The organism is Streptomyces sp. PKU-EA00015 (assembly GCF_013387495.1).
Lineage (GTDB): Bacteria > Actinomycetota > Actinomycetes > Streptomycetales > Streptomycetaceae > Streptomyces.
In genome coordinates, this window is sequence record NZ_JABZEE010000079.1 from 1 (window position 1) to 26,066 (window position 26,066).

Below are 26,066 nucleotides of genomic sequence, written 5' to 3' on the forward strand. Positions count from 1 at the left end.
ACCCCCCGGTCACACCACCTGGTGGAGCCAGCGGACAGGCGCGCCCTCGCCCGCGTAGCGGAAGGGCTCCAGCTCGTCGTCCCACGGCTTGCCCAGCAGCTTCGCGATCTCCGCCTCCAGCTCCGTCTCCCCTTGCGACGACCGCGCCAGCGCGGCGCGCAGGCGGTCCTCGGGGACCAGGATGTCGCCGTGCATGCCCGTGACCGCGTGGAAGATGCCCAGCTCCGGCGTCGCGCTGTAGCGCTCACCCTCGGCCGTCGCGCACGGCTCCGCCGTCACCTCGAAGCGCAGCAGATGCCAGCCGCGCAGCGCCGACGCCAGCTTGGAGGCCGTCCCGGCCTCGCCGCGCCAGGAGAACTCCGCTCTCCAGGTCCCGGGCGATGCGGGCTGGCGGACCCAGTCGAGCTGGACCCGCACGCCGAGCACTCCCGCGACCGCCCACTCGACGTGGGGGCACAGCGCGCGCGGTGCGGAGTGAACGTACAGAACGCCACGTGTCGTCACCGGGACCTCCAGTGTGGGACGAGGATCACCTTCCCAGCGGCCTCAGTAAACAGCATCGGGAGCGGAACTCCGCAAAAGGGACAGCATGTGACGTGATGTAATTTACTGGCGCCGATGGGCGGGGGTGCCTCTGGGTCGACGGGAAAAAGCTACCGTGCGGGGGCCCTGGAGGGATGGCGTACTGTCGGTCCTGGGCCCGTACGCACGAAGCTTTCACTCGGCAGGAGTCCGACCGCCGGGTCGCAGAAGGGGAACACGGGGATGCGGCAGCGCGCGAGGACGTACCGCAGGCGTGGGGCAGGGATCGTCGCCGTGACGCTCGCCACCCTGTCGGCCGCTGTGCTGACGGCATGTGACTCCTCGTCACAGCAGGGCGGACGCCCTGGCTCCGCTTCCTCCCGGCCCACGCCGAGTCCCAGCCCGACTCCCCCCTGGGACCGCACCCCGCGCTCCCTCGCCGCGGTCGGCGACTCGATCACGCGCGGCTTCGACGCCTGCTCGCTCTTCACCGACTGCCCCGAAGTGTCGTGGGCCACCGGCACGGACACCCGGGTGAACAGCCTCGCGCTGCGCCTGCTCGGACCGGCCGGCGCCGCCGCCCGCAGCTGGAACCACGCCCGTTCCGGCGCCGACGTCGCGGATCTGCCCGCGCAGATGGCCCTGGCGGCCGCGCACAAGCCGGAACTGGTCACGGTGATGGTCGGCGCGAACGACGCCTGCGCCGACACCATGGAGCGCATGACGCCCGTCGAAACGTTCCGCGCGTCGTTCGAGGCGTCGATGTCCCGGCTGCGCAAGGACGCGCCCAAGGCCCAGGTGTACGTGTCGAGCGTGCCGGACCTCAAGCGCCTGTGGTCGACGGGCCGCGCCGACCCGGTGGGCAGTCAGATCTGGAAGCTGGGCATCTGTGCGTCGATGCTGGGCGAGGCGGAGGACGACAGCCTGTCGGCGCAGCAGCGCCGGGACGCCGTCCGGCAGCGGATCGTCGCGTACAACGAAGTCCTCGAGGACGTCTGCGCCGAGGACGACCGCTGCCGCTACGACGGCGGCGCGGTGTTCGACTACCGCTTCAGCGGGCAGCAGTTGAGCCGCTGGGACTGGTTCCACCCCAGCCGGGACGGCCAGGAGCGACTGGCCGAGATCGCGTACCGCAACGTCACGGCCGCGAAGCCGCCGGCCGGGCGCCCTGCCGGGCAGGCCGACGGCGGCGCGCGGTAGCGACGGCAGCGCCCCGCCCGCGATACTTCCGCCCACCCGACGGAAGGATTCCCGTGTCCCGGATACGCGCCCGTTTGGACGTGCTCGGCGTCGCCCTGTTCGCCTCCGCGTCCCTCGCCCTCACCGTGTCGCCGACCGCCGCGGCGCAACCCGCCGACGCGGCGCGGACCTCGGACGCGCGGCCTCTCACCGTGGAGGAGCAGCGCCTGAAGCGGGCCGTGCCGCAGGAGATCCTGCGGCGCAGCGGATTCGACGGCGTGGCGCCCGCCTTCACCCGGGCGCTCGCCGGGGCCGGGTCCTACGGGCAGGCGGAGCGGACCGTCGTCCGGCAGGGGGCGGCGCTGTGGGAGCGGGCCGTGGACCGGGCGCAGGGGCGCGGGCCCGCGCGGGGCGACCTGAGCCGCGACGACGACCGGCCGCTGTACTGGGCCCGGCTCGGCATGACGGCGCATCTGCGCCAGTGGGAGCCGTCGTTCGGTTTCGACGACGCGCAGCGGGCGCGCCTGCTGGACCGCCTGGAGCGCAGCTCACGCGGCCAGGACTCGATGGACTTCCCCGCGGGCAAGGGGATCAGGCGCATCGTGATGACGGGCTTCGACCCGTTCACGCTGGACCGGGACATCCGGATCAGCAACCCGTCCGGTGCCACCGCGCTCGCGCTGGACGGCACCTGGATCCGTACGGCGGACGGGCCGGCCCGGGTCGAGACGGCCGTCTTCCCCGTGCGCTGGCAGGACTTCGCCGACGGCACGGTCGAGCGGACGCTGCGGCCTCGGCTGCCGGAGGCGGATCTGTTCACGACGGTGAGTCAGGGCAGGGTGGGCCGGGTCGACATCGAGCGGTTCAACGGCGCCTGGCGCGGCGGGTTCCCGGACAACGACAACGTCTCCCGCACGGAGACGGTGCCGGTCGACGATCCGGCCACGCAGCCCCAGTGGACGACGACCACGCTCCCGTACGCGGCGATCACCGCTGCGGACACGGGCCGCTTCCCGGTCTACGACAACACGTCGGTGACCGAGGTCCCGGCGGGCGGCGGCCCCGCGGTGGTGCGGCCCGAGGGGCCGACCCCCGGCTCGGCGGCGCGCGCCGGGGGCGGCGGCAACTACCTCTCGAACGAGATCGCCTACCGCGCGACGCTGCTCCGCGACCGGCTGGGCCTGGCCGTCCCCGGCGGCCACGTGCACACCCCGGTGCTGCAGTTCGGGGCCGGGAACACGACGGAGGTCACCGACCCCGAGTTCGTACGCAACCGGCTGGACATCATCGCGCAGGTGCGGGCGATCATCCGCGTGACGGCGGAATCCACCGGCTGATCCCGGCCGCCGCCTGGCCCGCACCGCCGCTGTCCGGGGTGCGGGCCAGGGCCGTTGCCCGGCCCCTCATTGGTCATGTACCGTTCAATCAAAAATTGCCCGCTTGTGCGCCGGGCGCATTTCTACGCGCGCAGACTCGACGCCCGCACCGCCTCTCCCCCGCCTTCACGGAGGTATGCCGGATGCTCGGACCCAGACGCACCGGACGCGGATTCGCCCGTGTCCTCGCCCTGTTCGCCGCCGCTCTGCTCACCGCCGGAGCCGTACAGGCCGCCACGGCCCCTACCGCGGCCGCCGCCGAACCGCACCGTGTCCTGTTCGACAACAGCAAGGCCGAGACGGCGGGCAACGCCGACTGGATCATCAGCACGAGCCAGCCGGACCCGCTCGGGCAGAACCCGTCCCCCTCGACAGAGACCAGCTGGACCGGCGCCATCTCCTCCTGGGGCGTCGCCCTCCAGAGGACCGGCGACTACGCGCTGAAGACCCTGCCGCCCGGCAGCACCATCACCTACGGCTCCGGCGCCGCGCTGGACCTGCAGAACTTCGACACCTTCGTCCTGCCCGAGCCCAACGTGCTGCTGACGGCGGCCGAGAAGACCGCGGTCATGCGCTTCGTGCAGAACGGCGGCGGCCTCTTCGTGATCCCGAACCACAGCGGGGCCGACCGCAACAACGACGGCTACGACGGCGTCGAGGTCGTCAACGACCTCATGAGCAACAACAGCGTCGACAGCACCGACCCGTTCGGCTTCTCGGTCGACTCGCTCAGCATCGGCAGCGAGAACCCGAAGGCCGTCAGCAGCACCACCGACCCGGTGATCAACGGTCCGTTCGGCAAGGTGACCGGCAGCATCATCCGCAGCGGGACCACGGCGACGCTCAAGCCGTCGGCCAACTCCTCGGTCAAGGGCCTGGTCTACCGTTCCGGCCACTTCGGCAACACCGGGGCCTTCTTCGTCACCAGCACGTTCGGCAGCGGCCGGGTCGCATTCTGGGGCGACAGCTCGCCGATCGACGACGGCACCGGCCAGTCGGGCAACACCCTCTACGACGGCTGGAACGACCCCGCGGGCACCAACGCGGCCCTCGCCCTGAACGCCACCGAGTGGCTCTCGGGAGGAACCGGCGACGGAGGCGGCGGGGGCGGCACCTGCACCGCCGCCCAGCTGATCGCCAACCCCGGCTTCGAGTCCGGCGTGGCCTCCTGGACCGCCACGAGCGGCGTCATCACGAACGACCCCGCCCGCCCGGCCCGCACCGGCTCGTACAAGGCGTGGCTGAACGGCTACGGCACCACCCACACCGACACGCTCGCCCAGACCGTGACCGTCCCGTCCGGGTGCACGACGGCCGCGTTCATCTTCCACCTGCGCGTCGACACGGCGGAGACCACGACGACCACGGCCTACGACACCCTCAAGGTGCAGGTCCTCGACAGCGGTGGCACGGTCCTTTCCACCCTGGCGACGTACTCCAACCTCCACGCCACGAGCGGCTATGTGCAGCGGAGCTTCGGCCTCGGCGCGTACGCGGGGCAGACGGTGACCCTCAGGTTCACCGGGGCGGAGGGCTCCCGGCTGCAGACGTCGTTCGTCATCGACGACACGGCCCTCCAGGTGAGCTGACCGCCGCCGCTTCGGGCCCCGTCCGGCGTCGTCCCGGGCGGGGCCTCAGGCTCTCTGTCACCGATCCGGCCTGATCCAGAAGAGAGGACCTGGCCGTCAGCGGGCGAAGCCCAGGCTGACGCCGAGGCCGACGAGCACCGAGCCGATGGCCCGGTTGAGGGCCCGCTGCCGGCGCAGCAGGGCGGCGCGCAGCCGCGGCTGCGAGAAGAACAGCGCGACGAGCCCGAACCAGCCGAGGTGCGCCACCGACATGAACAGCCCGTACCCGGCCTGCTGCCAGGTCGCCGTGTCCGGTCCGACGACCTGCGTGAAGGTGGAGACCACGAAAAGGGTCGTCTTGGGGTTGAGGACGTTGGTGAGGAAGCCGCCGCGCAGCGCACCCAGCGGCGTCAGCCCCTCCTTCTGCCGCTCCAGGTCGACGGTGATCTCGGTGCGGGCGGTGAAGGTCCGGAAGCCGATGTAGACGAGATACGCGGCACCGGCGATCTTGATGGCGGTGAACAGCTCGGTGGACGAGGCGATCAGCAGCCCGACGCCGAGCATCGTGTACGTGACGTGCACGAGCACGCCCGCGGCGACACCGGCGGCGGCGAACAGGCCCGTCGTGCGGCCGTACAGGCAGCTGTTGCGCACGACCATGGCGAAGTCGGCGCCGGGGCTGATGACGGCGAGGACGGTGATGACGGCCACTGCGATCACTTCGGTCATACGGCGATGCTGGCACGAGGGGCGGCCCGGTGATGAGCCGTCCGGGCTTTTCTCCCGGATGACGAGACGGTGATGATGGCCGCATGAAGATCGCAGCAGCACAGTTCCCGTCCGTTCTCGGCGACGTCGAGGCCAACATCGGCAGCATGGCGGACCTGATCCGTGAAGCGGCCCGACAGGGCGCCCGGTTCATGGCCTTCTGCGAACTCGCCGCCCAGGGTTACGCCCTGGCTCCGATCGCGGCCGACCCCGGCCTGTGGCTGGCCGAGGACGACCCCCGGCTCGAACCGGTGCGCGAGGCGTGCCGTACGACCGGGACGGCCGCTTTGATCGGCTGCGCGGCCCGCACGGACGGCGACCGGCCGGCGATCTCGGCACTCGTCATCGGCCCCGACGGCGAACTGCTCGCCCGCTACGACAAGACGCACCTGTACGGCGAGGAGCTGGAGGTCTTCACGGCGGGCACCGTGGAGGGCCGCTTCGAGCTCGACGGGGTCCGCTTCTCGGTCGCCATCTGCTACGACAACCGGTTCCCCGAGGTGGCCGCCTCCGCCGAGGCGGACGACTGCCGGGTGTACGTGGCCAGTTCCGTACTGGAAGTGGGCAACGACTCGTTCGAGAAAGTCTGTCCGGTGCGGGCCAGGGACAACGGCCTGTACGTGCTGCTCGCCAACCACGTCGGCACCTGCGAGGTGGGCGAGTGCCGCGGCGGCAGCGCGGTGTGGGGTCCGGACGGCACGCTGCTCGCGGACGCGGGCGACGGCGGACGGGGACTCGCACTGCTGGAGCTCCCCGCGGACGCGGCCGCGCGCTAGAACGAACGACGCCGGGCCGCCGGTCAGGACTTGGTGAAGCCGTACGGGGACTGCCCGGGGGCGGGCGCCGCCGGGGCCGCCCCCGCGGTGTCGTCCTCGCCCCGCGGGGACACCAGGTCGCGTGCCATCAGCGTCGCGCCCGCCACCGCGCCCGGCATCAGGAACACCGCCAGGAAGGGGACGAGGAACGCCAGCGTCAGCGGCACGCCGAAGCCGAGCGTCAGCAGCCGACGGCCGCGCAACAGGCCGAGCCGCTCCTTCAGTTCGATGCCGCGACGCTGGAGCGCGACGGCGGTCAGCTCTTCGGTGAGGAAGAAGCCCGAGACGCAGAAACCGACCACGGGCACGACCGTCTGACCGATCACCGGGAGGAAACCGCAGGCGAAGAGCAGCACTCCGTAGAACGCGACGCGCAGCAGGATCCGCACCGAGTCGCGCGCGGAGATCCACAGTTCGCGCCACAGCGGCAGGCCGGACGTCGGCACCTCGCCGCCCTCGGTGCGGTCGACGTGCTCGGACAGCGACTCGTAGAACGGCTGGCCGACCAGCAGGGTCACCGCCGTGAAGGTGATCACGGCGAGGAAGAGGCCGAAGGCGAAGGCGAGGGCCGTCAGCGTGCCGCGCAGGACGCCCTGCCACGGCGAGGACCAGTCGTCGGCGAACGGTGTCGCCCACGCGACGAGGTCGTCCGAGCCCCAGGCGAGGCCGGCGAGCGCCGCCGCGTAGAGCACCAGAGTCACCAGGCCGGGCAGCAGCCCGAAACCGAACCAGCGGCCGTGCCCGCCGACCCAGCGCTGGCCCTTCATCAAGTAGCCGAAACCCACCCCGAGATCACGCATACGCACAGCTTATCGGTGTGGCTCTTGTTGTTCGGGAGCCGAACCGGTAGACCTCGCGTACTGATCGTGTACTGATCACGTATCGATTCTTCCGGCACTGGAAAGGTCCGTACCGCATGGGATCACCCCGACCCTTACTGATCACCGCCGGCCTCGCGGCCGCGCTCGCGGGCGCTCTGCTCGTACCGCCGGCCGCCACCGCGGCTCCGAGCAGGGACGATCCGCGGCCCCATCCCCTGCGGGAGGGCGGTGGACGTGACGCGGGCGCAGCCCGGGCGCCCGCGTCGGCCACCGCCGATGCCCTGGGCGGTCCGGCGTCCGGCCCGCGGACGCGGACCGGCGGCTACCCGCGCGAGACGACGCTCGAGGTCCCGCCGGCGAACCCGGACGACAAGTCCGTCAAGCTGGGCCTGGTCCCGTACCACGGGATCGCACCGCGCCTCAACGCCCTGCAGCAGCTGGGCGACCGGGTCAGCGTCGAGGTCGCCGGGCACTCGGCGGGCGGCCACGAGCTGTACCTCGTCACCGTGACGGCCCCGGAGAGCGCGGCGCAGGCACGCGAGCAGGAGCGGATGCGCGAGCGGATCGAGAACGCGCCGACGGCCGCGTCCAAGGACCCGCGCATCAAGGCGGCTTACAAGACGCCCGTGTTCATCAACAACAACATCCACGGCAACGAGTGGGAGGGCACGGACGCCGCGCTGAAGCTCATCGAGGAGCTGGCGAAGGCGGAGGACGCCCGCACCGCCGACCTGCTCGCGAAGAACCGCATCTACCTCAACGTGACCGCCAACCCGGACGGCCGGATCGCGGGCACCCGTGCCAACTCCGGCGGCTTCGACCTGAACCGGGACTTCATCACCGCGACCCAGCCCGAGTCGCGCGCCATCCGGCAGATCGCGATCGACAAGCAGCCGGCCGTCATGCTGGATCTGCACGGCTACGTCAACGGCACGCTGATCGAGCCGACGACACCGCCGCACGGCGAGAACTACGAGTACGACCTCTTCCTGAAGAACGCGTACGCCAACGCCCTCGGCATGGAGAAGGCCGTCAACGGCCTCGGCTACACGTTCGACAAGGACGGGGTGCGGCCCGCCGTGATCCCGTTCCGGGACGAGAAGGAGGGCTGGGACGACTGGCCGCCCATCTTCACCCCGCAGTACATGCCGTTCCACGGCACGGTGGCCTCGCACACCATCGAGTTCCCGATGCGGGTCAACAACCGCGACTACGACCCGCTGCCCGTCGCCGAGCTGCGCCGCCGTGCCGTCGTCAACACCGACATCGCGGGCGCCGCGATGCGGGCGGCGCTCGCCTACACGCACGCGCACCGCACGTCGGTGATCGCCGACCAGATCGAGACGTTCCGGCGGGGCGCGGCGGGCGAGGCGCAGCGGCCGGTGTCGGAGGAGACCGTGCCGGGCGTGCCGGGCATCGGTCCCGAGGACGTGTACACGGCGACCTTCCCGCGGGCCTATGTGATCCCGGCCGGCGGCTCACAGAGGTCGGCGGTGGCGGCGGGCCGGCTGGTGGACCATCTGGTCGCCAACGACGTGCGCGTGGAGCAGGCGCGCATGCCGTTCCGGCTGGAGGGGCGCTCGTACCCGGCCGGTTCGTACGTCGTCGACATGCACCAGCCCAAGCGCGGTCTGGCCAATGTGGTCCTCGCCGAGGGGCGCGACATCAGCGCGGACGTCTCGGTCATGTACGACATCTCGGGCTGGAGCCCGGGTCTGCTGTGGGGCGCGACGGTGGACAAGTCCGTCTCGCACGCGCCGCGGGTGCCGACGCGCACGGTGCACGCCGCGTCGCCGACCGGCCGGGTCGCCCCGTACGGTGACCTGCGGCTGCGTCTGGACGACCCGAAGGAGATCGCGGCCCTCAACTCCCTGCTGGCGCAGGGGGTCCAGGTGCGGCGGACGGCGGACGGAGCGGCGGTCGTGCCGGGCTCGGCGCGGGGTGTCGCACGGGTGCTGGCGGACCGGCTCGGGGTCGCGTTCGAGGCGACGAAGGAGAAGGGCACGGCGCCGCTGCGCCGCACCAGGGTGGCCGCGGCCGTCACCCCTGGCGAGCTGTTCGCGCTGCGGGAGATGGGCTTCGCGGTGGTGCCGGTGTCGACGGAGGTGCTCAACGCGGGCTTCGACTGGTCCACGGTGGACGCTCTGTTCGTGTCGTCCGGCCTGGACCACGCGAAGCTCACACCGGCCGCCCGGGCGGCGTTCGGAGCGAGCGGCGTCGGCGTGGTCGGGCTCGGTGAGCAGGGAGCGGCGTTCAACGCGGCGGCCTCGCTGCTGAACGTGACCGCTGTGGCGGGCAACGGCGACGCCAACGGCGTGGTCCGCGTGACCAACTCCGACGGCCCGATCACGGGCGGCGCCCCGGCGCACACGTTCGTCTACTCGCCGGGCTGGTTCACCGACCTCGGCAGCGGCGTGCGCGTCGAGCAGTCGTACGGCTCCGGGAACCCGCTCGTGTCCGGCCACTGGCGTGCGGCGGAGGACGGCAAGGGCGGACCGCAGGACGCGGCGGGCCGTGCGTCGGTCGTCTCGGGGACGTCGAAGGCCGGGGCGCCGGTGGTGCTGTTCGGCACCGAGCCGCTGTTCCGGGCGCACCCCAAGGGCGTGTTCGCACAGATCGGCCGGGCGCTGCTGACCCGCTGAACACGACCGGCGGCCGACCGCCGGGCATGCGACGAGGGCCGCACCCCGTGCGCGGGGTGCGGCCCTCGGTCATGCGTGTCACACGGCGAGGTCGACCGTGATGTTGCCGCGGGTGGCCTTGGAGTACGGGCAGACCTGGTGGGCCTTCTCGATGAGGTCCTTGGCGGTGGCGGCGTCCACGTTCGGGATGCTCGCGGAGAGCTTGACGATGAGGCCGAAGCCGTCGTCGTTCTTGCCCAGGCCGACCTCGGCGGTGACCGTGGAGCCGGTGATGTCCGCCTTCTCCTGGCGGGCGACGACGACGAGGGCCTGCTGGAAGCAGGCGCTGTAGCCGGCGGCGAACAGCTGCTCCGGGTTGGTCCCGGTGCCGCTGCCGCCCATCTCCTTGGGCGGGGTCACGACGAAGTCGAGGGTGCCGTCGTTCGTGGCGACTCGGCCGTCACGGCCGTTCTCCGCGGTGGCGACAGCGGTGTAGAGCACCTCGGACTGCTGGATGGACATGACGTCTTCCTCCTGCTGGTTCGCCGCGACTCGCGCCCACGATCGCGACGGCTGGGGAAGAGCCTAACGGGTGACGACTCAGGCCAGAGAAACGATCATCTTTCCGGTGTTCTCGCCGCGCAGCAGGCCCGTGAAGGCGTCGTAGCCGTTCTCGATGCCCTCGACGACGGTCTCGTCGTACTTCAGCTCGCCGGAGGCGATCCAGCCCGCGACGTCCTGGACGAACTGCGGCTGGAGGGCGGAGTGGTCGTTCACGAGCATGCCCTGAAGGCGCAGCCGCTTGCCGATGATCAGGGCGAGGTTGCGCGGGCCGGGGGCCGGCTCGGTGTCGTTGTACTGGGCGATCATTCCGCAGATGGTCGCCCGGCCGCCGACGTTGAAGGAGGAGATGGCCGCCTCCAGGTGGTCGCCGCCGACGTTGTCGAAGTAGACGTCGATGCCGTCGGGGGCCGCCTCCTTCAACTGCTGGGCCACCGGTCCGTTCTTGTAGTTGAACGCGGCGTCGAAGCCGTACTCCTCCACGAGGCGCTTGACCTTGTCGTCGGAGCCCGCCGAGCCGATGACCCGCGAGGCGCCCTTGATCCGGGCCATCTGGCCGACCTGGCTGCCCACCGCGCCGGCGGCGCCGGAGACGAAGACCACGTCGCCCTCCTTGAAGGACGCCACCTCGAAGAGGCCCGCGTAGGCGGTGAGGCCGGTCATGCCGAGCACGCCGAGGTAGGCGGAGAGCGGCGCCAGCGACGCGTCGACCTTGACGGCGTGCTGCGCGGGCACGCTCGCGTACTCCCGCCAGCCGAGGCCGTGCAGCACGTGGTCGCCGACCGCGAAGCCCTCGGCGTTCGACGCGACGACCTCGCCGACCGCGCCGCCTTCCATGGGGTGGTCGAGCTGGAACGGCGGGACGTAGGACTTCACGTCGTTCATCCGGCCGCGCATGTACGGGTCGACCGAGAAGTACAGGTTGCGCACGAGGACCCGGCCCTCGCCCGGCTCGGCGACCTCCGCCTCGCGCAGGGCGAAGTCCTCGGGCTTGGGCCAGCCGTGCGGGCGGGCGACGAGGTGCCATTCGCGGCCGGACGCGGGAAGAGCGGACATGCTGGGTTCCCCCTAGGAATGCTTGACTACCTCAAACAACCATGCGCCTGGATATTTCAGGTTGTCAAGCATCTGGGTATCCTGAGACCCATGGCCATCCCAGGAACAGACCCCCTCACCCTCGAAGTCGTCGAGCTCATCGGCTCCGTCGTGGCCCGCTACCACGACGAGTACGAGCGCGCCGCGGCCGAGCACTCCCTCACGGGCGCCCAGGCCCGGGTGCTGGGGCTGCTCTCCCTGGAGCCCCTGCCCATGCGCCGGATCGCGAACAAGCTGAAGTGCGAGCCGTCGAACATCACCGGCATCGTGGACCGCCTGGAGACGCGCGGCCTCGTGGAGCGGCGCCCCGACCCGGGCGACCGCAGGGTGAAGCTGGCCGCGGCCACTCAGGAGGGGCGCGGCACGGCGAAGCGGCTGCGCGAGTCGCTGGACTTCGCTCGCGAGCCGCTGGCGGAGCTGTCCGCGGAGGAGCGGACGGCGCTGAGGGACCTGCTCAGGCGGATGCTGGGCGAGCGCCCCGAGCAGTAGCCCCGGGGGCGACGCGGGACGCAGGCCGGGCGGGTGTCACCGGCACCGCGGGGGTGTCACAGACACCACCACAGGAAACGGTCGCAGGTCTGCGTGGGCGAGGGCTCCGGCGGCGGGGGCTCCTCCTCCCCCGGCGGCTCCGGATCATCCGGATCGCCCGGACCGGAGGTCGGCCGGCCGCTCCCGCTGGGATCGGCGTCGTCAGGGCCGTCCGTCGCGGACGGGGAGGCGCCGTCACGGGCCGACGCGGAGGCGGAGGCGGAAGGCGCCGGGCCCTCGCCGTCGCCGCTCCCCGTGCCCGCCGCGGGCGCGCCCCCGTCCTTCTTCGTCCCGGTGGCGCTCCCGGCCGGGCGCGGGGAGCCGGACGACATCACCGGCTTCTCGCTCACCTCGCCCGGACCGTCCGGGGTGTCCTCGGCGGCCGACGGCTCGATCGTCTCCGTCTCGACGACGTCCTGTTCCTTCACGGTGGTGGCCGCGCCGTCACCGCCCGACCCCTCGGTCGCCAGCTCCGCGAGGCTCAGCGCCCCCGCGGCCAGCACCAGGCCGAACGTCCCCAGGACCACCTTGCGCCCACGCCTCTTGCGCCCCCGGCGTCCGGCGGACGCGGGCTTGCGGCGCGACTGCGCCTGACGGCGCGCGGCACGCGGCCCGGGCCGCGCCGGCTCGGGCTCCACGTCCAGCTCGTAGACGTGGCCCGTGTCGGGCGCGCTGGTGGAGTGGTGACGGAGCTCCTCGACGGGGGTGCCGCACCCGGCACAGGCCAGCGCGCCGTTGAGGTGCCGTCCGCACGGGTGGCAGTAATCCATGGCCCCCGGAGAGTATGCGGCACCGGGCGACGGGCGGTGGGTCGGAGTGTGAGGATCCTGTGTGGAATCCTCACTTCCCCGGCGTGCCCGCTCGCTTGTGCCGTCGCATCCCCGGGGCAGGATGTCGGGCATGGTTGCCACCGCCCCCTTCGGACCGTTCGACTTCCAGCTGGTGCTGCTGCGCCGGATGGCCGACCACCAGCCGGACCTCGTCGACGACGCCCGGCGCGAGCTCGGCGTCTCGCTCGCGCAGATGCGGGAGGCGAACCGCCGCTGGCAGGCGATGGTGCGCTCGCCCCGGGCGCGCGGCGCCCTGACCCGCTACCGCTCGGTGCTCGGCACACCGGAGTCGGTCGAGCACCGGCGCATCGGCGACCTGGAGTGCGACGCGCTGCTGTGGCCGGTGCCGCTCTGGCCCGACCTGCGTTTCGAGGTCCTGGCCGCGAAGAACGGGGCGGTGTGGAACGAATGGCTCGTACGGGCCCCGGGGGCGGCCGGCCCCGAGCTGCGGACGACGGCGGACCTGCGGCCCTGGTCGTGCACGGTCGACGAGGTGGCGAGGGCATTCGCGCCGGCCCGGCCACTGGAGGGATCGGCGCCGACGAGATGGCGCCTGGCGTTCACGCCGCCCGGCGAGGGCGAGCGGATCGCGGAGTTCACCTGGGGGCTTCTGCAGCGCCTCATCTGACGGGGCGTGAGCACCGGCCGGGACGGCGTGCCTGACGCACGCACGCGCCGCGGCCCCGGTGCGTCCTGCTCATCTGGCGGAGTGTCAGCCCGCGGTGCCCCCGACCGGCGCAGCCCAGCGCGCGCACGGCCCCGGGCGATCGCACGATGCGAACACGTACCGCACTCGGGAGGATCTGCCGTGACCGTCAGCCTTGAGCAGCTGCGCCGTTGCCATGTCGCCGTGGACATGGGGGCGGCCAGGACCCGTGTCTTCGTCAAGGGCGCGGGCCTCGTCGTCGATGAGCCCAGCGTCGCCGCCGTGAACACCCGTACCGGCGCGCTGATCGCGGTCGGCACGCTCGCCGAGAAGATGACGGGCCGGACGCCCGACTACATCCGCGTCACACGGCCCGTCAGCGGCGGTACCGTCGTCGACATCGACATGGCGCAGCGCATGCTGCGGCACCTGCTCGGCGAGAAACTCCGCCGCCAGCTGCGCCGCAAGCCCCGGCTGCGCGCCGCCGCGAGCACACCGCACGACTCCGACCCGCTCGCGCAGCGCGCCACCGTGGAGACGCTGGTCGGTCTCGGCGCCCGCCGGGTCGAGCTCGTGGACACGCTGATCGCCGCGGCCGTCGGCTGCAAGCTTCCGGTCGAAGAGCCCACCGCGAACATGATCATGGTGTGCGGCGCGGCGACCACCCAGATCGCGGTCCTCTCTCTCGGTTCGATCGTCACCGCCGAACGCATCCCGATCGGCGGCAACGCGATCGACCACGCGGTGATCCAGCACCTGCGGCACCAGCACGCCCTGATGCTCCCCAGCCAGTCCGTGCGTCCTCTGCAACTGGCGCTGCACGGCAACGGCCTCACCTCGCAGGGCCCGACGTCCACCGAGATCCACGGCCGGGACGTGGCCACCGGACTCGCCCGTTCGGTGCGCGTCGACACCGCCGCCGTACGGGAGGCCATCCATACGCCTCTCACCTCGGTCCTCGACGGCATCGGCAAGGTGCTGCGCCACTGCCCGCCGGACCTGGTGGCCGACCTCGTCGACAGCGGCATCGTGATGGTCGGCGGCAGCGCGCTGCTGCCCGGACTCGACCAGATGCTGCGGGACGCCACCGGTATGTCGGTGCGGATCGCCGAACGGCCCGACACCTGCACGATTCTCGGGCTCGGCGCGATGCTGGAGGGCAGTATCCAGCCCATGGGGCTGGACCCGCTCGCCGACGACCCCGACTTCGACGAGTCCTCCGGCGGGACGGGGTACGCACACGGCCTGTCGTCCTTCGGGGCCGTGTCCCCGTCCGGGGCGGGCGGTGAGGACGACGCGCCGGGCGCCGGTCCGGACCCTGACGACTACGACCGCTCCGAAGCGGCCCATGAGCCCCGGTGACGAGGACGCCCCGGCCCCGGCGGGGGCCCGGTGGCACCGCATCGGGGCTTCTCCCTCACGGAGAAACACGGGCCGTCGACGCGCTGGTGCGCGAACCGGTGGACGGACGGCGGTGCTGCCCGGCGCGCAACGGCGGCGGGGCGTCTCGCGGATCGACCGTCTCGCGAATCGGCGTGGAGGCCGACACGACGGCGTCGCTCGCCGGAGAGCGCCCGGCGTGCGGTTGCGGGTCACCGACGACGGGCCGCCCGAGGACGGCGGCCGGCTGAGCCCGGTCACCTGGGAGTCCCGCCGGTAGGCGCACGCGCGTCGCGCAGGGCGATACTGGTGCTGGACTGGGCGACGCCGGCCGCCCGCTTGAGGGTCCGCAGCAGGGCGTCGAGCTCGGCGGCGTCGGCCGCCGTGGCCCGTACGAGGTAGTCGTGCGCGCCGGCGACGTGGACGACCTCGGTGATGCCGGGCAGCCTGAGCACGACCCTCCCCCAGCCTTCGGCAGGGGGACCCCCATCTCGCTTCGCTCGAACTCCTCGTTCGTCGTGTCGAGGCGCAGCGTGATGTCGATGAAGACGACGAGGCCGGGGCGGGGGCCGGCCGTCGGGTCGACGATCGTGGTGAAGCCGCGGATGGTCCTGTCCCGGACCATCCGGCGCACCCGGTCGGCGGCGGCGTCGGCGCTCAGGCCGATCCGGATGCCGAGATCGCGGTAGGAGATCCGCGCATCCTCGCGGAGCACGCCGAGGATTTCCCTGTCGAGGCCGTCCATCCGCGATTGTCGCAGCCGACGCCGTAATACGACCGCGAGAGGACCGGCGGACGCACCACGCTGTGCCCATGACCGAGATATTGACGACGGCCGGCGCGGGAGCGGTGGCCGGACTGGGCGTGGCGGTACCGGTGGGCGCGATCGGCGTGCTGCTGGTCCAGGAGGCGATGCGCGACCGCGCCACGGCGGTGGCGGCGGCGTCCGCGGTGGCGGTGGTCGACATGTCGTACGCGGCGGTGGCCACGGCCCTGGGCCCCTTGGTGGCCTCGGCGCTGTCGGGCGTGGAGGCATGGGTGCGCCTGGCATCGGCCCTGATCCTGGCCGCCATCGCGGCGCACGGCCTGTGGTCGTCCGTGCGGGGGCTGCGCGACGGCCCGGCGGACGGGGTCACGCGGGGCGGGACCGGCGAGCCTGTGGCACGGCCGCGGCCCGCGCGGGTGTTCGCACGGTTCGCCGCACTCACCGCCGTCAATCCGACCACCGCGCTCTACTTCGCCGCCCTCACCACCGCCCAGGGCGCAGCCCTCGGAAGCGGCACGGCCGGGGCCGTGTTCGTCGGCGGCGTGCTCGTCGCCTCGCTCGCGTGGCAGCAGTTCCTCGTGGCGGCCGCCGGTTACGCCGGGGCCCGGATCTCCGGCACCGCCCGCGCGTGGACCTTCCGGATCGGCTTCGGGCTCGTCGCCGTCTACGCCGTGAAGATCGCGCTCCCGCTGCCCTGAGCGCCCCTGTCGCACATCGCCCATAGGGGCAGGTCCGGGCGAATCCGCCCCTGGCGGACGCCTTGACCGGGCGCGTGGACACCCTCGCGAAGCCCTCGGCACCTGCGTACCGCAACCTGATCACGCGACAGGGCCGTCCGGTTCGAGACAGGCTCAGGTCGCCGCCTCTCCACGGGGAGACAATGAGGCGACGGGAAGCACTGCCATGAGCCTGCCGTGCACGGCACGCGACACCAGGAGGTCGACGAGTGAGTTCCCTGTTCCCGGCGCTGACAGCCACGGCCGGCGGCCCCGACCACAGCGACCGGGTCGCCCTGCGGTTCGGGGAACGGTCCCTGACCTACGGGCAGCTGGCCGGTGCCGCCGGAGCTCTCGCGGCCCGGATCGGCACGGCCGCGGCCGGCGGGCGGGTCGCGCTGTGGGCCGCACCGGCGCTGGAGACCGCGGTGGGCACGGTCGCGGCGCTGCTGGCCGGCGTACCCGTCGTACCTCTGAACCCGAAGACCGGTGAGCGGGAGCTCGCGCACATCGTCGCGGACAGCGCGCCGTCACTGGTACTGGCCGCTCCGGGCGACGAACTGCCCGCCGCCCTCGGCTCGTTGGAGCGCGTCGACGTGCCGGTGACGGGCGACGGTGAGGTGCCGGCCGGTGAACCGGGGCCCGGCGCGCCCGCGTTCGTCGTCTACACCTCGGGGACCACCGGCCCGCCCAAGGGCGCCGTCCTGCCGCGCCGCGCGGTCGCCACGACGCTGGACGCGCTCCAGGACGCCTGGCAGTGGAGCGCGGACGACGTCCTGGTGCACGCGCTGCCGCTGTTCCATGTGCACGGCCTGATCCTCGGCGTCGTCGGCCCGCTGCGGCGCGGCGGCGAGGTGCGGCACCTGGGCAGGTTCACCCCCGAGGGCGTGGCCCGCGAGCTCGGCCGGGGCGGCACCATGCTGTTCGGCGTACCGACCATGTACCACCGGCTCGCCGAGGCGCTGGACGACGACGCCGAACTCGCGAAGGCGCTGGCGGGCGCCCGCCTGCTGGTGTCGGGGTCGGCCGCGCTGCCGCTGCCGGACCACGAGCGGATCGCCGCGGCGACCGGACGGCGGGTCATCGAGCGGTACGGCATGACCGAGACGCTGATGAACACGAGCGTACGGGTCGACGGCCAGGCGCGTCCGGGGACGGTCGGCGTGCCGCTGCGCGGGGTCTCGCTGCGGCTGGTCGAGGAGGACGGCACGGAGATCACGGCGTCGGACGGAGAGACGATCGGCGAGATCCAGGTACGCGGCGACCATCTGTTCACCGAGTACCTGAACCGGCCCGACGCGACGGCGGCCGCGTTCGACGGGGAGTGGTTCCGCACCGGGGACATGGCCGTGCGCGACGCGGACGGATACGTGCGGATCGTGGGGCGCAAGGCGACCGACCTGATCAAGAGCGGCGGTTACAAGATCGGCGCCGGGGAGATCGAGAACGTCCTGCTGGACCATCCGGCGGTGCGCGAGGCCGCGGTCACGGGCGAGCCGGACGCGGACCTGGGCGAGCGGATCGTCGCGTGGATCGTGGCGGCCGATCCCCGGACGCCGCCGTCGGCCGAGGAGTTGGCGGCGCACGTGGCGGTCCAGCTCGCCCCGCACAAGCGGCCGCGCGAGGTGCGGTTCCTCGACGTCCTGCCCCGCAACGACATGGGCAAGATCATGAAGCGGGCCCTCCATGGCTGAGCGGTTGACCGCCCGTGAGGCGATCGCGCTGCTCTGCGACGACTTCACCGAGCACGAGGCCGCCGAGCCGCCCCGCGCGGGCGACGGCCCGCTGGACTGGGAGGGGTACGGCGCGGCACGCGAACGGGCGGCACGGCGCACCGGCTCTGCCGAGTCCGTCGTGTACGGCGAGGCGACGCTCGGGGAGTGCCCCTGTGTGCTGATCTCCTTCGAATTCGGCTTCCTCGGCGGGTCGTTGAGCCAGAGCGCCGGGGACCGGCTGGAGGCCGCGTACGCCCTCGCCCGCGCGAGCCGCCGTCCGCTCGTCTCCCTGATCTCGACGGGCGGCAGCCGGATGCAGGAGGGGATGATCGCGCTGTCCCAGCTCCAGCGGGTGGCCCGCGCCTCCGTGCTGCTGCGCGAGGCCGGTGTCGCGCACATCGCCGTGCTGCGCGATCCGACGACGGGCGGCGGGTGGGCGACGCTCGGCGCGGGCGCCGACGTGATCCTGGCGCTGCCCGGCGCGCAGGTCGGCTTCGCGGGCTCGCGCATACGGCCCCCGGACGCGGACCCGGCGGCGTACACGGCCGAAGGGCAGCTCGGGGCGGGCCAGATCGACGCCGTCGTACGGCCCGAGGCGCTGCGCGACACGGTCGCCTTCTGGGCGGCGGCTCTCGGATCGCAGGCGCCGGCCGAGGCCGCTCCCCCGCCGCGTGCGCTGGGCGGGGCGGGGCGACCGCCGGGCTCCGGCTGGGACGCCGTGCGGGCTGCCAGGAACCCGGACCGGCCACGGGCGGGCGCGTACCTCGACGACTACTTCACCCGGCGCGAACCGCTGCGCGGAGACCGGTGCGGCGGCGACGACCCCGGGATGCTGTGCGGCGTCGGGCTGCGCGAGGGCAGGCCGGTGGTGTACGCGGCCCAGGCCGGGACCGCGACCCGGCCGGCCGGTTACCGCACGGCCGCGCGCGTGGTGCGGCTCGCGGACCGCTTCGGACTGCCGGTGCTGACGCTCGTGGACACCCCCGGCGCGGCCAACGACGCCGAGGCGGAGCGGGCGGGCGCGGGCGCGGCGATCGCGGAGCTGTTCACGGCCATGGCGGCCGCCCGCACGCCGCTGACCAGCCTGCTGATCGGCGAGGGCGGTTCGGGGGGCGCGCTGGCGCTGGCGGCACCGGGCAACACGTGGGCGACGCCGGACAGTTACTTCTCGGTGATCGCCCCGGAGCTCGCCGCCGCGATCCTCAAACGCGACCGGACCGACGTCCCCCGCACGGCCGGCCAACTCCGCCTCGGCCCGCAGGACCTCGTGGACCTGTCGGTCGTCCGCGGCATCGTGGGCCCGGCGGGGATCTGACGGCCGGCGGCCTTTCGACGGTCGCGTCGGCGGTGGGCCGTCCTCCCGGCCCCGGGACCGTTCCGCCACCGGCCGCAGCGGACTCGCCTGCGCGCCGGTGGCTGCCCGTCCGCACACGTCGTCGCCGCGGAGGAGGCCCTGCGGGCGCCCGCCGCCGGGTGCGGCAGGCGTCAGCGGCGGGTGCGGACGGGCTCACCGCGCCACTTCGCCGGAGCAGCCGACCCGTCGGTCGCGGTGCGGCCGAGGCCGCTCGGGCAGGCGGCGCGGAGCCAGGGGCCGGGTCCCGGCCCCGTGGTCAGGGGCCCTCGGTCTGCGGCTCGTCCGCGGCCGGTGACCGGGTGGGCTCCGGCGCCGGGAGCAGCACCGGGATCGCGGCGCGGTGGGAACGCTCCTCCGTGTCCGGTGCGTCGTCGCTCGCACGGCGGAGGCTCCCCTCGGAGCGTGTCTCCGGCGTCGCGGCGGGCCGCGAAGGCCCGGGGGCCGGCGGGGGCGCCTCGCACGTCTCGGGGACGCAGCGCTCACCGCCGGGCGGCGGACCGCCCACTTCCTCCGCGTTGGGCGCCGACTGCTGGGTGGGGCCACGGCGGACGCCGTCCGTCGCCCAGATCTGGCCGAACGAGTCGTCCCGTACCTTCACGACCAGGGGCGACCCCGCGTCGGTCGATGCCGGCACGACCGCGAGCCGTTCGTTCCAGCGCGGGACGACGTGCCCCTGGATGGTCAGGTCGTACCGGACGTCGCCGGAGTCGGGCGCCGTGCGGCCCGTGCAGGCGTCGGCGACAACGACGCCGTCGAGCCCCCGCGAGTTCAGGCACAGTTCGGGCGCGGCCGCGCTGCGCAGCCTGCCGTCGTTCTCGTACACCCACTGCTGGGTCGGGGACGAGGACGAGCACGCCGCCATCAGGACGTCCACGTCCTTCTTCGCCTTGCTGCCGGCGAAGTCGACACAGAGGTCGGCCTCGACGTTGCGCAGTCTCGTGGTCAGCGGACCGCTCGGATGGCCTGCCGAGGTGGCCGAGGGCTGCGGGGCCGGTGCGACCGGCACGGACGCGGACGGCGTCGGTGCGGTCGGCGCGCCCGGTGCGGTGGGCGCGGTCGGCGCGGTCTGGCTCACGCCGGGCGCGGACGGAGCCGTGCCGGTGACCGCCCCGCTGGGGACGGTCGGTCCCGCGTGGTCGCTGTCGTCGGACCACAGGGTGGCCAGGAGGGCGACGGCCAGCACCCCGGTGGCGGCGACGGCGGCGCCGAGGCCGAGGGCGGCCGGTGTCGCCCTCTCCACGGCGGCCCGCCTGCCGCGCAGCATCAGGGCCGGCAGGGCCAGGCCCCGGCCGCCGCCCCGGGAGTGCCGCCCGGCCCCCCGGCCACCGGGCGCCCCCGGCCGGCCTTCCCTCAGGCGGGCGTGGCGGCGACGGCCCGGCCGGGACGCGAGATAGGACTGCGCGGCGCCCCCCAGCAGCGCCTCGGCGATCAGAACGCCGAGCCGGCCCTCGGACTGGCGCAACTGGTCGGCTGCGTAACGGCAGTAAGGGCATTCCGACAGGTGCACCTGGATGTCGGGGATCAGCGCCCCGCCACGGCGCAGCGATATGTCGAGGAGACGGTTGTAGTGGCGGCATTCCCCGGTGGGAGCGTGCTCCCGGTGCACGCGTACGCAGACCTGCCGGAACTGTTCGCGCGTATGGTCGAGTTGGTCGGAGGCAACGCGCGGATCAATACCCAGCAAACCGGCCGGTATGGATATCCCCTCGGCCTCGACCTCGGCATGCCAGAGCAGTACCTGGGCAGTCGTCGGCATTGCGTGGAAAGCCCGGGAGATCAGCTGCCTTTTCTCGGCCGGGGGTTCGGGAATCGACAGCCCCGGCAGCATCGCGGCGATCCGCTGGTCGCCGGCCCAGTCCTTGACGATATGACGGGTGGTCACCAGCAGATGGGGCCGCAGCGCACCGGCCGAGCCGCCTCCCGCGAGATTCTCCAGAAGGTGCGCGAATGCGGCCGTCGCCAACATCGAGGCCATTTTGGCCGAGGGCGCGCAAAGGGTGGCGTAGTCGAACACGGGCTGCCAGTGCCGGGCCAGCAGCGCGGCGACGGGGTGGGCGTTCTGGCCCGCTCCCCCGGTGCGCAGCGTGGCGGCAAGCTCCTCGTCGGAGACCCCGGGTATACGGCCGGCCTGCGAAGAGGGCACGTTTCCGGGCGTGCTGGGGTGCTGCATGGGCTCTTTCCATCCATGGCATTGCGGTGGGGGGTTGCTGAGTGGCTTCGGCTCGTCGGTGGATGCCGACAGCCGGTCGACAAGGAGCGGACCTGTTGGTCCATACCATTCGGCGGCGACGCCGCTTCTTTTGGAAGGGCTCACCCGTCAGAGAATTCGAACGGTTGATCAGAAAGGCGTTTGTTCGGACATGAGACGGCTCACCCTTGCACAACTTCCCTGCGAGGAACAAGAGTTCTGGATCGTCCCGCGATTAAGGAAGCAGGAGTCAAGCCGCCCACCGGCCGGACGACACCGCTTTCTGGAACACGAGTAAGTACAACAATGACGAGCCATTGCCGCACGACTCCTTGACGCATGCCCGAAATCGGTCCGCACCGACGGCCGTTACCGCGCGAAACATCGCCACTTCCGGAACGGCCGCGGACACGAACGGTTCACCTCTGCCACAGAAGCGGTCCGGGGCTAGTCTGCACTCCTGACAAACCGTCACGAAAGGATCAAGCTATGGCCTCTCGTCTCAACCCGTACATCAGCTTCTCCGGCGAAGCGAAGCAAGCCATGGACTTCTACAAGGGCGTCTTCGGCGGGAACCTGTCGGTCCACACGTACGGCGACTTCGGCTCCGAGGCACCCCCCGGATACAGCGACAAGGTCATGCACAGCATGCTGGAGACCGAGAAGGGCTTCACGCTGATGTGCGCGGACAACCCGCCCGGCATGGAGTACAAGCCGGGCAACAACTACGCCGTGAGCCTGAGCGGGGAGGACGCCGGCGAGCTGCGCGGCTACTGGGAGAAGCTGTCCGACGGCGGCAACGTGCAGGTGCCGCTGGAGAAGCAGATGTGGGGCGACGTCTTCGGCATGTGCACGGACAAGTTCGGCGTCGCGTGGATGGTCAACATCAACGAGCAGGGCTGACCCGCCCGCGACGGAGCAACGGAAAACAGCGGCGCACCCCGGGTGCTGTCCCGGGCTGCGCCGCTGAAGGGTCTGCGTGCGGAGGGTGGTCCGGTCAGCCGGTGAAGCCCTGTTCGCTCAGCGCCTTCTCTATGCGGGCGCGATGATTCTTCTCCCAGGCGTCGAGGGACTCATCCGCCTCCTTGGCAAGCTTCGCCCGAGCGGCCGTGAGAATCTCCTCCTGGCGGGCGGCCGGCGTGACGACAATTCCTTCCTCGTCGGCGACCACGATGTCACCGGGACGTACCAGCACACCCCCGACACGGGCCGGCTCACCCAGCGCACCGACTTTCTTCTTGGTGCCCGGGATCGGGATGACGCCGCGCGAGAAGACCGGGAAGCCGGCCTCTCGCACCTCGCCGAGGTCGCGGATGACGCCGTCGACCACGAAGGCCGCGACGCCCCGGTTCTGGGCGACGGCACACACATTGCCGCCGGCCAGCGCGTAGTCCACGTCGCCCGACTCCACGACGATGACCGAGCCCGGCTCGGCGCGGTAGATGGCGGCGTGCAGCATCAGGTTGTCGCCGGGCTCGCACCGGACCGTGTACGCGGGGCCCGCGACGCGCGGCGAGTCCCACAGCGGGCGGATGCCGATGTCCATGACCTGCTCTCGGCCCAGCAGTTCGGCGAGGGTGGTGGGGGGAACGTCCTTGAATGCGTTGTCCATTGCTTCCTCTGCTCCGTCGCGGCGTCGCGGTCCGGTGGGTCGATCAGCGGCGGCGGCCACGTCCTTCTCCGGGCTGTGAAGTGCTTCCGCCGGCACCGCCGCCGGAAGCCGACAGTACGGTGCCTTCGTCGCCGACGATCCACGATTCGCGCTCGGAGGGGATCAGCACGTTCCCCTCCACGTCCGGGCGTCCAGGGCCGAAGGAGAAGGAGTCGGTCAGCGCAGGGCCACGGGACCGTCGCCCCGCTCGCGGGCGACACACTCCCGGACGGCGGGCACCACTTCTTCTGCGAACCGCGGCAGCTGACGGTCGACGGGACCCCCGGGAAAGAAGACGAATGTGTCCATACCACCCTCGACGACGAGGCCGGTCAGTTTCTCCACCCACTGCTCAACAGGCCCGACGAGGAAGCCTTGGCCCGGGCCGTCGGTGATCACGCCGTTGACGTTGTACAAGCGCCGGATCGCCTCCGGACGCCGACCCGCCGACCGGGCGGCGTCGTCGATCCGGGCATGGGCCTCCGGCAGCCGGGGCGGAGGCAGGAAGGGCGACGAGGGCACCCAGCCGTCCGCCAGCCGTCCGGTCAGCTCCAGGGAGCGCGGCCCGAGGGCACCGAGCCAGATGCCCATGTCGTGGACGGGGAGCGGACCTGGGTGGGCACCCCGCAGCGAGTAGAACCGCCCCTCGTGGCGCACCGATCGCCGCTCGCTCCAGAGCAGCCGGATGACCTCGATCGCTTCTTCGAGCGCGGCGACCGCCTCCCCTGCGGTACGCCGCACGCCGCCGTACGCCTCGACCGCCTCCCACGCGCCGCCGGCCCCCAGCCCCAGCTCGAACCGGCCACCGCTGATGACGTCCAGGGTGGCGGCCGACTTGGCGATCAGCGGCGGATGACGCAGGGGCAGGTTGGAGACGTCCGGGAAGAAGCGGATCCGCTCGGTACGGGCCACCAGGCTGCTCAGCAGCGTCCATGTGTCCAGGAACCTCCCCTGATAGGGGTGGTCCTGGATACCCACGAGATCGAGCCCCAGCCGCTCCGCCAGCAGGACCGAATTCAGCACCTCGTCGTATCGCCCGGGCTCGGTGGAGTACCCGAACTCCACCGGCCTGCCGTAGTCCGCCATGACGCTTCCTCTCCGGCACCGGACCGCCCGGCACCTCGGTTTGCGTTCCGCCGGCCCTGGCGGCGGAACTGCGGTCATCGCCGCACAGTGCCCCAAAGTTCATCGACCTGCACGACCAGGAGTTCACGGCCGGCACACGGCACATGACCGGTCGCTCAAGGCGCTGGTACGGGGAGGCCGGGAACGACCACGGTGGGCCCTCCGGCGCTACCGCTTTCGACTGCTTCATGAGCGGCGGCGATGCCTCCAGCAGGCAATGCGCCTCCGGCCGGCGGGCGCGCGTTGATCGGGGACAGCGTCAAGATCGGGGCTGTCACGCAGCAGTAGTCCCGTACTCGGCCGGAACGGGTGCGGACGAGGGAGTGTCGGCGACCTGGTCCGACCGGCCTTGTCCGTCCCGCGGGTCCAGTGGGCAGGGAACCGTGGCTGCCAGCGGCCCGTCTGGACTCGTCCAGCGGGTTGTGGTGAATGCGGTGGAGTCGATGGCGGCACCCCGGCGGTGCCGGACGGCGTCCTCAGCGGCAAGACGAGCGACCACCTGTCGCACCGCCTCGGCGCTGCGCGACGCCTGGACGACCCACGTCTGGGTGCCGTGCACTTCCTCGCCGCCCACGGTGCGCAAGGTCGGGGCGGTAACGTTCCACAAGGTCATGGCTGTGATCACTCCTGTTGGAGGCCTTCGTGAAGGCCTGTTGGCGGGGGGAACGGCAGTGGCCGGATCAGCTGCCGGCCGACTGCGACGCCGGCCGAGCATGTCCCGTACGGCAGCACCACCGCGCGGGCGAAGAGTGCGATCTGCCCCCGAGCGGTCCGGCACGGGGTCATGCCGCCGGGATCCTGCCGAGCCGTCCGGCCTGGAAGTCGTCGAAGGCCTGCATCAGTTCGCTGCGGGTGTTCATGACGAAGGGGCCGTTCCAGGCGACGGGCTCACGGATCGGCAGGCCGCCGAGCACGACCACGTCGAGCGCCGGGGACCTGCTCTCCTGCTTCTCGTCAGCCTGGACGCTGAGCGCGTCGCCCGGGCCGAAGACGGCGAGCTGACCGGAGCGCAGCGGTCGCGCGTCCTCACCGACGGCACCCCGGCCTGCCAGCACATAGGCGAGGGCGTTGAAGTCCTGCCGCCAGGGAAGTCTCAGCCGCGCACCGGGGCTGAGGGTGGCATGGAGCAGCGTGATCGGCGTGTGCGTCGCACCCGGGCCGTGCCTGCCGGCCAGCTCACCGGCGATCAGCCGGACCAGGGCTCCGCCGTCGTCGCTGGCGAGGAGTTCAAGCTGTGAACCGCGGATGTCCTGGTAGCGGGGTGCCGACAGCTTGCGGTCGCGGGGCAGGTTGACCCACAGCTGGAAGCCGTGGAACAGACCACCGCTCATCACCAGGTGCTCGGGGGGCGTTTCGATGTGGAGCATGCCGGAGCCGGCCGTCATCCACTGGGTGTCCCCATTGGTGATGACACCGCCGCCTCCGTTGGAGTCCCGGTGCTCCATGACGCCGTCGATCATGTAGGTGACGGTCTCGAACCCCCGATGGGGGTGCCACGGTGTTCCCTTGGGCTCGCCGGGGCTGTACTCCACCTCGCCCATCTGATCCATCATCAGGAACGGGTCGAGGTGGCGCAGGTGGATTCCCGCCAGGGCGCGGCGCACGGGGAAGCCTTCGCCCTCGAAGCCTTGGGGTGCGTCGGTCACGGCGAGGACGGAGCGCTGCCGGGCGGTTTCACCGGGACGCGGGATGCGCGGCAGGGTGAGGGGTGAGTCGGCGGTCACTGCGGGCATGGTCTTTTCTCCTTCGAAGCCGCGGGTGCGCGGCGCGCCCCAAGGGGCGAGATGCGGGAGTCCTGGTCGGGTGCCGGGCCGTGCGGGGGGCAGGGCCCGGCGCCCGGG

At 72.4% G+C, this 26,066-nt stretch carries 23 protein-coding genes and 1 pseudogene; 12 read left to right on the forward strand and 12 right to left on the reverse strand.

Annotation, left to right across the window (positions count from 1 at the left end):
• Positions 1–9: 9 nt before the first annotated feature.
• Positions 10–504 carry a DUF3145 domain-containing protein gene (locus HW130_RS32835; RefSeq protein ID WP_177153428.1) on the reverse strand — a complete coding sequence of 165 codons (495 nt, stop codon included), beginning with the start codon at positions 502–504 and terminating at the stop codon, positions 10–12.
• A 261-nt stretch (positions 505–765) separates the two neighbouring features.
• On the opposite strand from HW130_RS32835, the gene HW130_RS32840 reads away from it, so the two are divergent.
• The 3 genes from HW130_RS32840 (at position 766) to HW130_RS32850 (ending at position 4,666) form a co-directional block, all read left to right on the forward strand.
• Entirely contained in the window at positions 766–1,722 is a 957-nt protein-coding gene (locus tag HW130_RS32840) for a GDSL-type esterase/lipase family protein (protein ID WP_177153429.1), read from the forward strand.
• Between the two features lie 53 nt (positions 1,723–1,775).
• Entirely contained in the window at positions 1,776–3,038 is a 1,263-nt protein-coding gene (locus HW130_RS32845; protein WP_177153430.1) for a pyroglutamyl peptidase, read from the forward strand.
• A gap of 182 nt (positions 3,039–3,220) precedes the next feature.
• The gene (locus tag HW130_RS32850; RefSeq protein WP_177153431.1) at positions 3,221–4,666 is read left to right on the forward strand and encodes a hydrolase; all 1,446 of its coding nucleotides are present in this window, start codon (positions 3,221–3,223) and stop codon (positions 4,664–4,666) included.
• Positions 4,667–4,762: 96 nt separating this feature from the next.
• Here HW130_RS32850 and HW130_RS32855 read toward each other — a convergent pair whose 3' ends face one another.
• Positions 4,763–5,374, reverse strand: coding sequence for a LysE family translocator (locus HW130_RS32855; protein ID WP_177153432.1), 612 nt, complete (start codon positions 5,372–5,374; stop codon positions 4,763–4,765).
• Positions 5,375–5,457: 83 nt separating this feature from the next.
• Here HW130_RS32855 and HW130_RS32860 point away from each other — a divergent pair, with 83 nt between their 5' ends.
• Positions 5,458–6,189 (forward strand): carbon-nitrogen hydrolase family protein, encoded by a 732-nt coding sequence (locus HW130_RS32860; RefSeq protein ID WP_177153433.1) that lies wholly within the window; start codon positions 5,458–5,460, stop codon positions 6,187–6,189.
• A gap of 23 nt (positions 6,190–6,212) precedes the next feature.
• On the opposite strand, the gene HW130_RS32865 is transcribed toward HW130_RS32860, so the two are convergent.
• Positions 6,213–7,028, reverse strand: coding sequence for an EI24 domain-containing protein (locus tag HW130_RS32865; protein WP_177153434.1), 816 nt, complete (start codon positions 7,026–7,028; stop codon positions 6,213–6,215).
• A 116-nt stretch (positions 7,029–7,144) separates the two neighbouring features.
• Here HW130_RS32865 and HW130_RS32870 point away from each other — a divergent pair, with 116 nt between their 5' ends.
• A complete protein-coding gene (locus HW130_RS32870; protein ID WP_177153435.1) occupies positions 7,145–9,691 on the forward strand; it encodes a M14 family zinc carboxypeptidase in 2,547 nt (848 codons plus the stop codon).
• 78 nt (positions 9,692–9,769) lie between these two features.
• Here the strand turns inward: HW130_RS32870 and HW130_RS32875 are convergent, their stop codons facing one another.
• Both HW130_RS32875 and HW130_RS32880 read right to left on the reverse strand, forming a co-directional pair.
• Entirely contained in the window at positions 9,770–10,192 is a 423-nt protein-coding gene (locus HW130_RS32875) for an organic hydroperoxide resistance protein (RefSeq protein ID WP_177153436.1), read from the reverse strand.
• A gap of 78 nt (positions 10,193–10,270) precedes the next feature.
• The gene (locus tag HW130_RS32880) at positions 10,271–11,287 is read right to left on the reverse strand and encodes an NADP-dependent oxidoreductase (RefSeq protein WP_177153437.1); all 1,017 of its coding nucleotides are present in this window, start codon (positions 11,285–11,287) and stop codon (positions 10,271–10,273) included.
• A gap of 90 nt (positions 11,288–11,377) precedes the next feature.
• On the opposite strand from HW130_RS32880, the gene HW130_RS32885 reads away from it, so the two are divergent.
• Positions 11,378–11,815, forward strand: coding sequence for a MarR family winged helix-turn-helix transcriptional regulator (locus HW130_RS32885; RefSeq protein ID WP_177153438.1), 438 nt, complete (start codon positions 11,378–11,380; stop codon positions 11,813–11,815).
• 56 nt (positions 11,816–11,871) lie between these two features.
• Here HW130_RS32885 and HW130_RS32890 read toward each other — a convergent pair whose 3' ends face one another.
• Positions 11,872–12,624: a hypothetical protein gene (locus tag HW130_RS32890; protein WP_177153439.1), complete on the reverse strand. Its 753-nt coding sequence runs from the start codon at positions 12,622–12,624 to the stop codon at positions 11,872–11,874.
• Positions 12,625–12,745: 121 nt separating this feature from the next.
• Between HW130_RS32890 and HW130_RS32895 the strand changes: the two genes are divergently transcribed.
• On the forward strand, positions 12,746–13,312 hold the full coding sequence (locus tag HW130_RS32895) for a hypothetical protein (RefSeq protein WP_177153440.1): 567 nt from the start codon (positions 12,746–12,748) through the stop codon (positions 13,310–13,312).
• 180 nt (positions 13,313–13,492) lie between these two features.
• Positions 13,493–14,692, forward strand: a complete 1,200-nt coding sequence (locus tag HW130_RS32900; RefSeq protein ID WP_177153441.1) for a rod shape-determining protein — start codon at positions 13,493–13,495, stop codon at positions 14,690–14,692.
• Between the two features lie 275 nt (positions 14,693–14,967).
• Here HW130_RS32900 and HW130_RS36875 read toward each other — a convergent pair.
• Positions 14,968–15,455: pseudogene (locus tag HW130_RS36875) on the reverse strand (Lrp/AsnC family transcriptional regulator).
• A 68-nt stretch (positions 15,456–15,523) separates the two neighbouring features.
• Here HW130_RS36875 and HW130_RS32910 point away from each other — a divergent pair.
• The 3 genes from HW130_RS32910 to HW130_RS32920 all read left to right on the forward strand — a co-directional run bounded on the left by HW130_RS32910 (position 15,524) and on the right by HW130_RS32920 (position 19,222).
• The gene (locus HW130_RS32910) at positions 15,524–16,174 is read left to right on the forward strand and encodes a lysine transporter LysE (protein WP_177153442.1); all 651 of its coding nucleotides are present in this window, start codon (positions 15,524–15,526) and stop codon (positions 16,172–16,174) included.
• Positions 16,175–16,422: 248 nt separating this feature from the next.
• The gene (locus HW130_RS32915; protein WP_177153443.1) at positions 16,423–17,886 is read left to right on the forward strand and encodes an acyl-CoA synthetase; all 1,464 of its coding nucleotides are present in this window, start codon (positions 16,423–16,425) and stop codon (positions 17,884–17,886) included.
• The gene (locus HW130_RS32920; protein WP_177153444.1) at positions 17,879–19,222 is read left to right on the forward strand and encodes a carboxyl transferase domain-containing protein; all 1,344 of its coding nucleotides are present in this window, start codon (positions 17,879–17,881) and stop codon (positions 19,220–19,222) included. The genes HW130_RS32915 and HW130_RS32920 overlap by 8 nt, the downstream gene beginning before the upstream one ends.
• Positions 19,223–19,517: 295 nt before the next feature.
• On the opposite strand, the gene HW130_RS32925 is transcribed toward HW130_RS32920, so the two are convergent.
• A complete protein-coding gene (locus HW130_RS32925) occupies positions 19,518–21,431 on the reverse strand; it encodes an RICIN domain-containing protein (RefSeq protein WP_177153445.1) in 1,914 nt (637 codons plus the stop codon).
• Positions 21,432–21,938: 507 nt separating this feature from the next.
• Between HW130_RS32925 and HW130_RS32930 the strand changes: the two genes are divergently transcribed.
• Entirely contained in the window at positions 21,939–22,352 is a 414-nt protein-coding gene (locus HW130_RS32930) for a VOC family protein (protein WP_177153446.1), read from the forward strand.
• A gap of 94 nt (positions 22,353–22,446) precedes the next feature.
• Here the strand turns inward: HW130_RS32930 and HW130_RS32935 are convergent, their stop codons facing one another.
• From HW130_RS32935 to HW130_RS32950, 4 genes are all read right to left on the reverse strand, one after another.
• Positions 22,447–23,061: an RraA family protein gene (locus HW130_RS32935; protein ID WP_177153447.1), complete on the reverse strand. Its 615-nt coding sequence runs from the start codon at positions 23,059–23,061 to the stop codon at positions 22,447–22,449.
• A gap of 216 nt (positions 23,062–23,277) precedes the next feature.
• Complete coding sequence (locus HW130_RS32940) at positions 23,278–24,186, reverse strand: LLM class flavin-dependent oxidoreductase (RefSeq protein WP_177153448.1); 909 nt, start codon at positions 24,184–24,186, stop codon at positions 23,278–23,280.
• Between the two features lie 313 nt (positions 24,187–24,499).
• Positions 24,500–24,838 (reverse strand): hypothetical protein, encoded by a 339-nt coding sequence (locus HW130_RS32945; RefSeq protein ID WP_177153449.1) that lies wholly within the window; start codon positions 24,836–24,838, stop codon positions 24,500–24,502.
• A gap of 169 nt (positions 24,839–25,007) precedes the next feature.
• Complete coding sequence (locus HW130_RS32950) at positions 25,008–25,958, reverse strand: pirin family protein (RefSeq protein WP_177153450.1); 951 nt, start codon at positions 25,956–25,958, stop codon at positions 25,008–25,010.
• Between the last annotated feature and the right edge of the window lie 108 nt (positions 25,959–26,066).